14 protein-coding genes are annotated in these 13,428 nt (G+C 35.4%); 3 read left to right on the top strand and 11 right to left on the bottom strand.

Features of this window, described 5'->3' with window-relative positions; translation table 11 throughout:
* Window positions 1-6: 6 nt before the first annotated feature.
* The 5 genes from fruK to trxA form a co-directional block, all read right to left on the bottom strand.
* Window positions 7-942 (bottom strand): 1-phosphofructokinase, encoded by a 936-nt coding sequence (fruK, locus tag RHO11_00270; protein ID WVD61598.1) that lies wholly within the window; start codon window positions 940-942, stop codon window positions 7-9.
* On the bottom strand, window positions 942-2,144 hold the full coding sequence (gene fruB / locus RHO11_00265) for a fused PTS fructose transporter subunit IIA/HPr protein (protein WVD61597.1): 1,203 nt from the start codon (window positions 2,142-2,144) through the stop codon (window positions 942-944). Before fruB ends, fruK begins: the two co-directional genes overlap by 1 nt.
* Window positions 2,145-2,304: 160 nt before the next feature.
* Window positions 2,305-3,327 carry a catabolite repressor/activator gene (gene cra, locus RHO11_00260; protein ID WVD61596.1) on the bottom strand — a complete coding sequence of 341 codons (1,023 nt, stop codon included), beginning with the start codon at window positions 3,325-3,327 and terminating at the stop codon, window positions 2,305-2,307.
* A 265-nt stretch (window positions 3,328-3,592) separates the two neighbouring features.
* Window positions 3,593-4,090, bottom strand: coding sequence for a hypothetical protein (locus RHO11_00255; protein WVD61595.1), 498 nt, complete (start codon window positions 4,088-4,090; stop codon window positions 3,593-3,595).
* A gap of 318 nt (window positions 4,091-4,408) precedes the next feature.
* A complete protein-coding gene (gene trxA, locus RHO11_00250) occupies window positions 4,409-4,735 on the bottom strand; it encodes a thioredoxin TrxA (protein WVD61594.1) in 327 nt (108 codons plus the stop codon).
* A 181-nt stretch (window positions 4,736-4,916) separates the two neighbouring features.
* On the opposite strand from trxA, the gene rhlB reads away from it, so the two are divergent.
* Entirely contained in the window at window positions 4,917-6,164 is a 1,248-nt protein-coding gene (gene rhlB, locus RHO11_00245) for an ATP-dependent RNA helicase RhlB (protein ID WVD61593.1), read from the top strand.
* A gap of 6 nt (window positions 6,165-6,170) precedes the next feature.
* Here the strand turns inward: rhlB and RHO11_00240 are convergent, their stop codons facing one another.
* The 4 genes from RHO11_00240 to RHO11_00225 are packed head-to-tail and all read right to left on the bottom strand — an operon-like array spanning window position 6,171 to window position 7,947.
* Window positions 6,171-6,497: a prepilin-type N-terminal cleavage/methylation domain-containing protein gene (locus RHO11_00240; protein ID WVD61592.1), complete on the bottom strand. Its 327-nt coding sequence runs from the start codon at window positions 6,495-6,497 to the stop codon at window positions 6,171-6,173.
* Complete coding sequence (locus RHO11_00235; protein WVD61591.1) at window positions 6,484-6,927, bottom strand: DUF2509 family protein; 444 nt, start codon at window positions 6,925-6,927, stop codon at window positions 6,484-6,486. Before RHO11_00235 ends, RHO11_00240 begins: the two co-directional genes overlap by 14 nt.
* Window positions 6,908-7,468, bottom strand: coding sequence for a prepilin-type N-terminal cleavage/methylation domain-containing protein (locus tag RHO11_00230; GenBank protein WVD61590.1), 561 nt, complete (start codon window positions 7,466-7,468; stop codon window positions 6,908-6,910). Before RHO11_00230 ends, RHO11_00235 begins: the two co-directional genes overlap by 20 nt.
* Window positions 7,462-7,947 (bottom strand): prepilin-type N-terminal cleavage/methylation domain-containing protein, encoded by a 486-nt coding sequence (locus RHO11_00225; GenBank protein ID WVD61589.1) that lies wholly within the window; start codon window positions 7,945-7,947, stop codon window positions 7,462-7,464. The genes RHO11_00230 and RHO11_00225 overlap by 7 nt, the downstream gene beginning before the upstream one ends.
* A 259-nt stretch (window positions 7,948-8,206) precedes the next feature.
* Between RHO11_00225 and epmA the strand changes: the two genes are divergently transcribed.
* Together epmA and rmuC are read left to right on the top strand one after the other, a co-directional pair.
* Complete coding sequence (epmA, locus tag RHO11_00220; GenBank protein ID WVD61588.1) at window positions 8,207-9,193, top strand: elongation factor P--(R)-beta-lysine ligase; 987 nt, start codon at window positions 8,207-8,209, stop codon at window positions 9,191-9,193.
* On the top strand, window positions 9,193-10,548 hold the full coding sequence (gene rmuC, locus RHO11_00215; protein ID WVD61587.1) for a DNA recombination protein RmuC: 1,356 nt from the start codon (window positions 9,193-9,195) through the stop codon (window positions 10,546-10,548). The genes epmA and rmuC overlap by 1 nt, the downstream gene beginning before the upstream one ends.
* Window positions 10,549-10,691: 143 nt before the next feature.
* Here rmuC and RHO11_00210 read toward each other — a convergent pair whose 3' ends face one another.
* Window positions 10,692-11,672 carry a 2-keto-3-deoxygluconate permease gene (locus tag RHO11_00210; GenBank protein ID WVD61586.1) on the bottom strand — a complete coding sequence of 327 codons (981 nt, stop codon included), beginning with the start codon at window positions 11,670-11,672 and terminating at the stop codon, window positions 10,692-10,694.
* Window positions 11,673-11,693: 21 nt separating this feature from the next.
* Entirely contained in the window at window positions 11,694-13,421 is a 1,728-nt protein-coding gene (locus tag RHO11_00205) for a four-carbon acid sugar kinase family protein (GenBank protein ID WVD61585.1), read from the bottom strand.
* Window positions 13,422-13,428: the final 7 nt, after the last annotated feature.

Here is a 13,428-nt window from a genome sequence, read left to right as displayed (position 1 = left end):
TTTCTCCTATCCGACCATCACATCTATCTTTTCAAGAATAGCATTAAGTTTTTCTTTATCAGGAACGCCGACGCCAGCCTGCCCAACAGATAAGGCTGCTACAGCGGATGCAAATACTAATGTATCTTTAATTGAGTAGTTTGATTGTAAACCATGCACTAATCCTGCAACCATTGAGTCACCAGCACCAACGGTACTAACAACTTCACATTTTGGTGGTTTTGCTAACCATGCTTCATTTTTTGTCACCCATAGTGCGCCTTTGCTACCTAATGAAACAATAACATTTTCAACGCCTTGGTTAACTAAATCCATTGCAGCCTTTTTAATATCAGCAATACTAGGTAAAGCACGACCCACAAGCATTTCTAGCTCTTTATCATTTGGTTTAATTAACCAAGGATTTGCTTTTAAACCTGCAACTAACGCATTTCGACTGCTATCAAAAATGATTTTTGGACAGATATTTTTAACTTGTTTAATCCAATTGGTGAAATCATCTAATGCAACACCTTCTGGTAAGCTACCGCTGATAACAACCATATCAAAATCTTTTAACCAGCTGAGAGAATCTTTGACAAATTTAGCCCAGTCATCAGTTGTAACTGAAAAACCAGAAAAATTAAGATCAGTCACTTGACTATTTTGTTCCGTCAATTTGACATTGATTCGAGTTCGCCCTGGTACTGTTAGAAACTTATCAACAATACCTAACTGTGAAAAAAGTGCACTAAAACCATCTCGGTTAGCATCACCTAAGAAGCCACCTACGGTTAACTCATCACCTAAATCACGTAGTACCTTAGCAACGTTAATCCCTTTACCTGCGGCTAATAGCCCCGTCGTTTTAACTAAATTAACGTCACCGAGTTCAATTTCAGGACAGAAACCAACTAAATCATAAGCTGGATTTAAAGTAAATGTCGCAATTTTACTGACCATTATTCAGCGCCCTCACCTAAACCATCTTTAATCGCTTGACCAATAGCGTCTAGAGCTTGCTGAGCATCGGCACCAGTTGCAACAAATTGTAAACGACAACCTTTTTTAGCGCCTAAAGCAACAATTTTCATTAAACTTGTTGCACTAACAGCAACACCTGTACCATCAAGGTTAGCAACAGTAATACTACTATTGAATTGTTTTACCGTTTTAACTAAAACGCTCGCTGGTCGTGTATGTAAACCATGTGGATTAACGACGGTAAACTCTTGTGTCAACGCGTTAGTATCTGCTGCTTCAGTAGTATTCGTGGCAGTCTGCTCGGTGACATTTTCAGGTTGTGAACAACTTTCTGAATTATCGCCAAGGAAAAATGCCTTGATTTGATTCTTATCTGCTGTATGTAGCTGATTGAGTTGTTGATGATATGCGGCGGTAGCTAAACGATCAATTAAATCATTTAATTCGTTAGTTTTTGCCGACATCGTAATTAAGACATTAACACTTTTGTCGTCTTCCTTGATATCGCTATTGGTACGACTAATTGCTACTGCATTTTTAAGGTTACCTTCAACACAATCATTTAGCCATACGCCTTGACCTAAGTAAGTCGGTTTTTGTTCTAAAGATTGCGCTATAAAATTAACATTAACGGCACCAAAACGTTTTAATCTTGAAGCATTTAATGCTTGTAATGTTGCAATATTATCTGCAGGGATATCAAGTAATAGTAGTTCATCAGAAACAATATCAGCATTTTCACTATCGCTACTTTGTCCTGTTAATAGTGACATGACATCATCTTTGGTCTTGATTTTTTTGATACGATCTTCCACATCTTCATCGCCAAGAACATGTGTTAATTGGCGTAATAGTGTTAAATGCTCATCTGAGCTAGCTGCTATACCAATAGCTATATAGGTTTTTTCACCATCATCGCCCCAAGCAACACCTTGTGGAAAACAGAAAACTTGCACACCCGTTTTACGGACTAAATGGCGAGTTTTTGTTGTACCATGAGGAATAGCGATACCGCTGCCTAAGTAAGTAGCAGCTTGAGATTCTCGCTCTAGCATTCCGTCAACATATCCCTCTTGCACAAACTCACGCTGAGTTAATACTTGAGCAATTTTCTTTATCGCTTCTTGTTTATTTTCAGCTTGTTGATCAAGATAAATATCATCTTTTGTTAGCTGTAGCATAAATACCTCTTGTTAAGATTCCGAAACATATTAAAAATATAGCTTTAATGATAGCACATTATCTGTTGAATCGTTTCAGCTATGATGCAAATAATTAGCTTAATTAGCAAATTTTTTTTTCAATTAATGGTAATAATGAGATAAATATCACATATTGAGATTAAAATATTTTTTTACCACACATCTGATTCAAAGAACCGCGGTAATTAATATTTCGTTTAACTTCAGTGTATCCTGGTTGATAACTTTTTCTATCATTCAGTATCGTCAACAATGTATCGATAGTGATTTCTGCAATGTATTGATGATTTTGTGCAAGACTAATCACTTTGCAAGGTAAAAAGTCTAGTAATTCATTATCACCAAATGTGGCGATGACCATCTCGTTAGGTAAAGAGCCGTTGATATTTAAAATGGCATTAATGACACCTTGCAATAATGAAAAGGATGTAACAAATAACGCTAAAGGAATCGGATTACTCTCTAGCCATTGGCTAAATAATTTAAATCCAGCATCACGAGTATAATCTTTTGCATAAAGATAAGTGATACTGTTATCTGTACCTTTAATCGCTTCGTTAAATCCCTGTTCCCTAAACTGACTAGTTTGCATATTTGATAATGCACCGATATAGACAATATCTTGCTTAGCAAATTTAATAAACTCTTGCGTTAATATTTTTGAATCTAGCATATCTGCGCCAAGAATACTCCTAAATTTAGTACTGGTTAGTGGTCGGTCTAATGCCAACAACGGAATACCACTGTTATCCCAACTATCATAAAAAGAGTGATCGGAAATAAATGATGAAGAGAGAATTATTGCATCAGCATGTCGCTGCTTAAGGTGGAAAATACACTGTTTTTCGATTTCAGGATCATCCTCTGAACAAGAGATCAATAACTGATATCCCGCTTGTCTAGCTTTATGTTCTAAATGATTAGCAATACAGGTATAACTAATATTTTCTAAATCAGGAATAATCAAGCCAATTGAATAAGTTTTACCCGCTCGAAGGCCTGCAGCAACAGCATTAGGTTGATAATTATATTCGCTAACAACCTTCATTACTTTTGCAATAGTCTTATCGCTGACCCGATATTGTTTTGCCTTACCATTTATCACGTAGCTAGCAGTTGTTCTAGAAACACCGGCTAGTTTGGCAATTTGTTCTAATTTCATTGATATTATTCTATAGAAAAGTTAATGGAAGGTGAATGTATCATAAAATGAAGATTAAAAGAAAGTAACCGACTTAAATCACAAAACAATTTTTCGAGGTATATCGTCATTTTTATGACGTCGTAATTATAAATTTACGGGATTTTTTATAGCGGTTTTATTGATATAAAAGAGTTAATCTAACCATTGTCGCAGAGGACATTAATAACAATCTCAGTCAGAAACGAATAATTCATTTAACTCGTTTCTGATATTGATATTCTTCTCATGAATGATCTACAGCAAGGTAACGATCTAGCATCTTACACATAATAGAAGTAATCTGCTCGCAATCTTTGCGGTGCGTTTTGATCTTATCAGCCCATTTATTACCATAAAATAAATTATTTCGATAACGGTAAATGATAATGAACATCACAGTAAGCTCTTTTTTTGCTTCAGTTTCTTCACCTGAAATAACTTTTTTAAAGTCTCTATCTTGCTTTTGCCCAACGCTATTGCCTAAATGTAAACTATCAATATCACTAGGTTGTTGATAACGTTCTTTAAAATAGCTTAACTCATCTTGCCAAAATATCTCGCCCTCGAGTAGACCTTTTGCGTCCCATTCTTTAGTTACACTTCTAATTTTGGTAATGCTCATATTATTTTTAAAAATATGATACTCAAATAGAGACCAAATAAATAAAAAATCAGATAAAGTTTTTTTTCCATTTTCATCTAAATCATCAAAGTCTGGCACGTAACGCCACAGATTAACCATAAAAAATCCACGCGATTATCAAAAAATTTGATATTAATCTAAAAAGAAAACAAAAAATATAAAAACATCAATGATGAGCCTACTGAGGACTTCATGAATATTAAGAAATAGTCATAAAAACATGCGAAGGATATACTTAAAAACTTAATAATTACAATTGGTTAGTTTTATTTTTATGAGTTTTTATAAGATAGGAAATGACTTAGACAGATGAGTAACAATTTTAGCAAAGAAATTTAAATTTTTATTAAGTAATTTAAAGAATATTATAATTAAAGTTAACCTTTGCACCGAAAATGCAAAGGTTATAAGGATATATTACAAATGATTTTCAATAAATGTTTTTAATTGTAATTTAGACAAAGCACCAACTTGTGTCGCAACAACTTTACCGTCTTTAAATAACAATAAAGTAGGAATACCACGAATACCAAATTTAGGTGAAATTGATGGATTTTGATCAACGTTTAGTTTAGCAACAATAACTTGATCTCCTAACTCTTGCGCAACTTCTTCAAGAATTGGGGCAATCATTTTACACGGACCACACCAATCAGCCCAAAAGTCAACTAACACAGGTTTAGTCGCTTCCGCTAGAACCTTATCAAAACTAGCTTCATTTAATGAAACAATAGATCCACTCATTTTATTCTCCACGCATATTATATATGATTAGTGAGTCGTACGTTTATGTGGTTAATATTCTATGCTAGATTTTTATTATTCACCACTAATTGAAGTGATAGGAAGGAATAATTAGTGCTGGATTAGCGTTTGGTGTGTTATACTCGCAACAATTTTTTAAAACCACTTAATAATATATTTTATGACTCAATCTTATCTTACACAAACACGTTTTGACCAATTTGAATTAAATCCATTGGTACTTGATGCTTTGCAAAAAAACGGTTTTACTTATTGTACTCCGATTCAAGAAAAATCATTGTCTTATACAGCTAAAGGACATGATATTGCGGGGCAAGGACAAACAGGAACCGGTAAAACGATTGCTTTTTTAACAGCAACATTTAACTATCTATTAAACAATAAACCGTTTGAAAATCATCAAAAAAACCAACCTAGAGCGGTGATTATTGCTCCAACGAGGGAACTCGCAGTACAGATCCATCATGATGCACAAACATTAGCCGATGTTACTGGTTTACGATTAGGTCTTGCTTTTGGTGGAGATGGCTATGAGAAACAGTTAAAAGTATTAGCTGATGGTGTTGATATTTTGATTGCGACAACGGGACGATTGATTGACTATACGAAACAAAATTATATTAATTTAGATGCGATTCAAGTCGTCGTTTTAGATGAAGCCGATCGTATGTTCGATCTCGGTTTTATTAAAGATATTCGTTGGATATTTCGTAAAATCCCACCAGCATCTAAGCGTTTCACGATGTTATTTTCAGCAACATTATCTCATAACGTAAGAGAGCTGGCTTTTGAATATATGAATGAGCCGCAATACATTGAAGTAGAGCCTGAACAAAAGATTGGTCATCGTATTAAAGAAGAGTTATTTTTCCCATCTAACGAAGAAAAATTACCGTTGTTACAAACACTCATCGAAGAAGAGTGGCCAGATCGTGCGATTATTTTTGCTAATACCAAAATCACTTGCGATAAAATCTGGCGTCACTTAGTTGCAGATGGGCACCGTGTTGGATTACTTAACGGTGATATTGCACAGAAAAAACGTTTGGCTGTACTTGAAAAATTTACTCAAGGTGATTTGGATATCCTAGTTGCAACGGATGTTGCTGCACGAGGACTCCATATTCCACATGTTACTCATGTATTTAATTATGATTTACCTGATGATTGTGATGATTATCGTCATCGTATTGGCCGAACAGGTCGTGCTGGCGATCAAGGCGTCTCTATTTCATTTGCTTGTGAAAAATATTCTCACAATCTACCAGCAATAGAAAATGTTATTGGTCATGCAATTCCAGTTAGCCATTATGATTCAAGTGCTTTATTGACTGATTTGCCAAAACCTAAAGCACCACGACCATTTAATGCTAGACGTAATAACAAAAGACCATTGAATAAAGCATAAGTTTTATTACTGACAAAACAACCTTTCTTGGGTAATTTGTTTACCTAAGTTAGGTTGAATAATCACCTTAACCCGTTTACATGCCATTGTATATTGCTCATTAATCACTTGATAATCCCACCCTTGCGGTAAATCAACTGTAATTCTATCAGGATAGACTTCTAATAGTTGAAAAGCGATTCTTTCACCTTGTAACTGTTTTTTAGCTGCATCAAGTTCACTAATCAATACCGCTTGTAGATTAGTTAATCCTAATACTACGACACTCATCATCAAAACTGCAATTAAGACTTCCAACAGTGACAAACCTTGTTGATTATTATTCACAATCATTATCTCGGACCTTATCAGGACAATAATCAAGCCAGTGGCCTTTTTCAATATTTAAATGACCATCCTGATACGTAGCTAAATGATATTGTTTTATACTATTTGATTGTCCTCTAATAATTGTATAACCTCCGTTAGATAAAACGGCTTGTCGTATACAAGCATGCGAATTAGTTCTCTCATTACGTTGACATTGCCAAATATCGGTTGGTGATAACCATGATACAGTTGTTGCCCATGTGATTAATGATAATGCACGATTCACATCTCGATAATATTGCTGCTCTTTGATAACTTTTTTCTGCCATGCTAATGAGAAACGATTAAGTTCAGTGATTAATAAACTCCCTAATAATAAGAGGATAATCACCATACCAATCGCACTATAACCACTATTATTCCGTGCTAGATAATTAGTTATATTTTTTAACATAATAAGTCACGTCATATTGAATAAGCGGATTATGCTTTAATGCTGTCGTAATGCTAAGAGTGACATAGTTTGGATTTAACACTGCCTTAAATCGCTTAACAGTAATTTCATTCGGATCAAAAAGCTTTTCCCAACGTGTTGCTGTACTATTACAGTGCTCAACGCCCGTTTGATAATCGAAACTAGATTTACTATAACGGTAAGTAAAAATATCTGATTGTTGTGGATCATAAGCGAATTTTCGCCACTGCCCACTACTCGTTAAGTCATAACGTAAAACGATACAATTTCCAGCTGCGTTAATCTCAATAGCCGAGTGACTAATCAAATGTGGTGAATTGGCAATAAATCCAGCGCGATGAATATCTTTAATGAGTCCTGATAATGCTTGTTCAGTCGCTTCTTGTAATGTATTTTGCAAATAGATTCTCATTATTGTCGTATGAAATTGCGGATAAAAATTCATAATACTGCCCATGATCAGAGTGGCAATAACTAAAGCGATTAGCATCTCAAATAATGAAAAACCGTGACTTAACATGGTGTAAATCCTGATAAATAAGTTTGATAGCTACAATAACGAATTCGCCCAGGAACTGAGATAATAATACGACTTTCTCCCACTCGATTTTTTAATTTAATCGTCACCGCTTTAGCTGTATTACGACGACCATAAAAAATTAATTGCGCATTTGTTGATAAACCGGTTAACTCAACATGTTTATTTTGCACAACAAATCGAAGACGATATTCACAATCGCTGGCGGATAAATCAGCTTCACTAGCAACAATACACCACTCTTGATGACTTTTTTTGACAAAATAGACGCTTTGATTATGGTTATAATGATTAGCAACAAGTTTGACTTCATTCAAAAACTGTAATACGCCTAATGTGACAACGGATAGTTCATTACGATCTTGTAAATCTCGCCAACTTGCGAGACCGATCGTGGCAAGTATTGAACAAATTGCAATGACAATTAATAGCTCTAATAATGAGAAAGCCGATGAATTCATAATAATCGTATTGATATAATAAGAAATATGACTATAGTAAAGAAATTGTAGCGTACTGTTTGTCTAGTGATCGCTGAGTTGGTATATTAATCACAAATTCACTAACTAAATGGTCATGATGCGCGAAAATTAACGATATATTACCCAAATTTTTTAGTTGATAATGAATTATTAACTTTTAATATTGGTGTTATTTCTTTAAACTAGCAGGCCATTTTACGCTATACCCAATTTTATAAATCAAAGAGTTAATCACGTTATGATAAACCCAGAACATTGGCAACCAACGGCTTCTATCGATCTACTATTAAAACGCGCTAAAATTATAAAGAAAATTAGAGAGTTTTTTGCTGATCGCTGCATTCTTGAGGTAGAAACTCCGATATTAAGCCAAGCTGCTGTAACTGATTTACACTTAAGTTCATTTGAAACCATTTTCAATAAACCCGGCGTTATCAGTTTAGAACAGGGACAAAAATTCTCACTAATTACGAGTCCTGAATATCATATGAAAAGACTGATTGCCGCTGGCAGTGGCCCGATTTATCAAATCGTAAAATGTTTCCGTAATCATGAAGAAATTGGTAAATATCATAATCCTGAATTTACCATGTTAGAATGGTATCGCATTCAATTTGATATGATGCAGATGGTTAATGAAGTTGATGATCTATTTCAACTTATTTTAGATAGCGAACCAGCTGAATATATTAGTTACCAAAGTGCCTTTATTAAATATCTCAATCTAGATCCTTTTGCTGCCAGTCGAGATGATTTAATTGCTACTGTTAATAAACTAGAACTTGGCTTTAATGCACAAAGTGAAGATATAGATACCTTATTACAATTTTTATTCACCTTTGGTATTGAGCCAAATATTGGTCAAGATCGACCAACTGCAGTCTATCACTACCCAGCTTCTCAAGCTGCACTTGCTGAAATCTGCTGTGAAGATCACCGAACAGCTAAGCGTTTTGAGTTTTATTATAAAGGCGTTGAACTGGCAAATGGCTTTAAAGAGCTTACCAATGCGAAAGAACAAAAAGCACGTTTTGAGCAAGACAATCAAGCTCGATTGAGTCGAGGCCTTCCTGCTCAGACAATTGATGAGTATCTTTTATCGGCGATGGAGTCAGGATTGCCTGAATGTTCGGGAGTGGCTGTTGGTTTAGACCGGTTAATTATGTTAGCTTTAGAACAGACAACGATCAGTCAGGTAATGAGCTTTACGATGGAGAATGCATAATGACTGAAGCGGGGCTATTAAATAATACCTTATTATTATTGTGTACGGGTATCGCAGGATTACTCTTTATCATACTCATAATTTGGATTATCAAACTCCGCTTAAGTTTTAATAATAAGCAGCAACTATTTGACTTACAGCTAGAACAAAAAAGAAGTGATCGCCAAGCCCTATTAATCGAATTATCTTCATTACAAAGTGAATTAGGTCAACTAAGGCAGCAAAATCTTCAGCTTAGTATCGAAAATAGCGAACAAAAAACTCGACTTGAAGAGGCTAAAATTTTAGCTGATGAGAAACAGAGAATCTTAATTCAGAGTGAACAACGGCTCAACGAACAATTTGAGAATTTAGCTAATCGTATTTTTGATAACAGTGGCAAAAAAATCGAAGAACAGAATAAACAGAGTCTAAATCATCTTTTAACGCCACTTAAAGAGCAATTAGAAGGCTTCAAAAAACAGGTTCAAGACAGTTTTGGTCAAGAAGCCAAAGAACGACATACCCTAACGTATGAAATTCGTAACTTACAGAAACTCAATGACCAAATGACAAAAGAAGCTGTCAATTTAACGAATGCCTTGAAAGGAAATAATAAAACTCAAGGTAATTGGGGTGAAGTTATTTTAAATCGTATTTTAGAAAACTCAGGATTACGTGAGGGTTATGAATACGAGCTACAAGTGAGTTTAAGTAATGAAAACAATCAACGTATGCAACCAGATGTTATTGTCCATTTACCACAAGGTAACGATGTTATTATCGATTCAAAAGTAACGCTGATTGCCTATGAACGCTACTTCAATAGTGAAGATGAACAAGATAAAGCAAAAGCAATGTCTGAGCATTTAATTGCAGTTCGTAATCATATCAAACAGTTAAGTCAGAAAGATTACCATAAACTAAATGGTGTTAAATCACTCGATTATATTTTAATGTTTATTCCTGTTGAGCCAGCTTTTCTTGCCGCGATCGATAGAGATCCCTCACTGATTAACGATGCATTAAAACAAAACATTATGATTGTCAGTCCGACAACCTTACTGGTTGCACTTCGTACTATTAATAATTTATGGCGTTATGAATATCAAAATCGTAATGCTGAGTTAATTGCCGATCGAGCTAGCAAACTTTACGATAAAATGCGCGGTTTTATTGAAGATATGGAAGTTTTAGGTAATAGCTTAGATAAAGCGCAACAGACCTATCATACATCAATGAATAAGCTATCTAAAGGTCGCGGTAATATCATAGGTCAATTGGAACAGTTCCGAGAGATGGGGATTGAAGTAAAAAAACCGATTAAACCTGAACTCAGTGAATCAGCATTAGAAGAGCTTGAAAGCAGACAATAAGGTGTCGTTATCAAACTGCACTGTTACTCGTTTTATTCTATTAACATAAAAGTATTCTATTTCAATCAAAATTCGCCCTTAAATTCAATATCTAAGTGCGAATTTTAATTTAAAATATGAGTGAGAATAAAAAAAATAATTTGTTAAGTCTTTTCAACTTCTTGAACGGTTTCCGTTACCTCAGTTTTTGCCTTGAGCCTTTTATCAAAATAGGCCACTAGCAGAGGAGCGGTGATCATGGTAATTATACTTGCTGTTGCCAACTGAGCGGTTGCTGCATCGACAAACGGTAGTAAAGCTGGATCAGTCTGTGCAACAATAGCAGGCGTTAAAGCTGAACTCGCAGCGGTAGTACCTAATGCTGCACCAAGTGCGGTCTTTTTTCTTAAAAATATGTTGTACATATAAAAGAAGAAAATACCCGTCACCGCAGAAATAATACCGAGTAATATCCCAGATAACCCCGCAGTAAAGACCGTTTTAATACTGGAATTAGCGCCAATGGCAAAAGACATAATAATAATGATTAATGGCTGTGCTGATGAACATAACTCTTTGAACTTTTTATCAAGGTTACCCCATGCCATACCAATAAGTAAAGGAATAATCATCGATAATAATGACTCAAAAGGAATACTTGCCAGCCCAGTCGCCCCTAACACGATCATACTGACAAATGGTCCATCCTTAATACAAAATACCGAAATAGCCCCCGCATCACTTGCATCACCATAATCACCACACAATGCAATATATAATGAGCTGTTAGAACTCGTTAAACAGACGATGATAACAAGTGTAGACAATCCTAAGAAGCCATCTGGCCCAAAAAATGAACCGACAGCCCAGCCAACGAGAGCCCCAACGACTATTTTTAATAATAGCAATACCGAACCCTTATATAAAGGCAGACCTGCTTGCTTAATGTTAATGGATGAACCACATATTAATAGAAACATTCCCATCATAGCCGTTGAACCATATTTAAATAATGCTGAGGTTGGTCCTCCAATTGCTAAGACGGAAGGAAAAAAGGTATTAATTAATATTGCTGCAATAAGAGGAATAATAATCAATCCTCCTGGCACTTTATTCATTTTATCTAATATATTAATATTTTTCATGAAATAGTCCTATTTGATTTATTATTGAATATCCGTTTTCTCAGCCTCTTGATAGATTCTATCGACAATAGAAATAACAATATCTTCGTGCCCGGTTAAACCACCTTTACCAACACAAATCATGCCATCGTATTCACCACCGACAATTCGTCCGATATCGGTCTGAGGTATCACATAGTCAATGAGTTCAATTCCTTTAGCATCTAAGCCTTGTAGAACATTAACCATCGTATCACCGCCAGTCATATATATACCTCTAACCGCCTGTTTAGTTTTTGATAATACAGTTCGAACAATTTTACCGAGTCCAATATTAATGTTTTCAGCAGCTTGACCTTGTTTTAAATTAAATAATCGTTCTTGTTCAGATAAATTAAGAACTTTACCGGTTAAGGCGGTTTCGAATACAAAAATAGGATTTTTGCGGAGAGTTAAATATTGCATTGCTATATCAACCGCACGTTCGATTTCAATCTCTGATGAATTATCTTTATCAATTAATAGTTCAGCATCAATTGGCACATGAATAGTGTTTGAATTCTCGGTAATTAAACGATTTAATTGATTTTTAGTTACGGGTGTTGCACTACCGGCAGCAATAAGAATAATCCCGTTTGGTGTCTCTTTATTGCTCTTTGATAATTTATCATTTTTTCTAGATTTAGATAAACAACGAGCTGCAGCTAATCGCTCAGTAAACGGACCAGGATCAACGGCTAAAATATTCCAATCTAAGGTAATAATTGCATCCGCGATTATTTGCACATCATCAAGAGATACGGCATCGATTACTATGACTTTCACACCATCTTGTTTTTGTTCAACCAAAGTCTGTTTTAATACATCGCCCCCTTGCAATACAACTGATAAGGAAATAAATCCTACTTTTTGTTTGGTTTGACTTGCCAACAAGGTTGGAATATGTGGTTCTGTTACAGGAGTCCGTACATCTTGAGCAACCGCTGTTTTGGTTAATGTGACACTATCAATCACCGAATAACCACCAACTAATATTCGATTCGATTGTGGCATGGCAGGAACAACAATTGCAATACAGTCGGGTTCCATAACCGATAACATCGCATCAATTTCATAACCAATACCACCTCGCATAGTAGTATCCGTTCTTTTTGAAAAATGAGTTGCACCTTGTTTTTTAAGAACATCAGTTGCATCCCTAACTTTTTTTTGAGCTATTTCAGATGGTAATGGCCGGCTATCGCTACTCAATACCATTGCTTGATAACTGCGACTCTCTTTTAAAGAACCTGCATCAAAAAATGCAGCAGTTTCGATGCCTGCTCGCGCGAGTAACACCCCAACGGTTGTGGCGCCAGTAAGATCATCAGCAACAATCCCTAATCTAGCCGACGGCCCATCTAAATTTTTCAACACAATATTTGCAGGAGCTACGTCGGAGACATATAAATCTTCAATAATATAGTTGGCTAACGGACCTGATTTACCAATAGCATGTAGATTAATTGTGGGTATATTGCGTTTTGGATAGAGCCCGCAACGTAATGTGCCACCGCAATCAATAACCGCTAAGCCAATTTGTTCATCACTAGGTTCAGGATTTCTAAACACATCAATAGCTTCCCACCCCGTTAATTCGACTAATCGATCGATAATGGTTGGTCTAGCACCTGCAGTTATATAAATAATTTTTTTACCATCAACAACAGGGATGGTTAGGGGACCGCCCCAACCTTGCTCGCCTTTTTGTACATAAAGAAACTTATCCATACTCACT

Source organism: Orbaceae bacterium BiB (genome assembly GCA_036251205.1).
In the GTDB taxonomy this organism is placed as follows: domain Bacteria; phylum Pseudomonadota; class Gammaproteobacteria; order Enterobacterales; family Orbaceae; genus Orbus; species Orbus mooreae.
The sequence above is the reverse complement of the archived record's forward strand: the minus strand, read 5'-3'. Positions and strand labels throughout refer to the sequence as shown.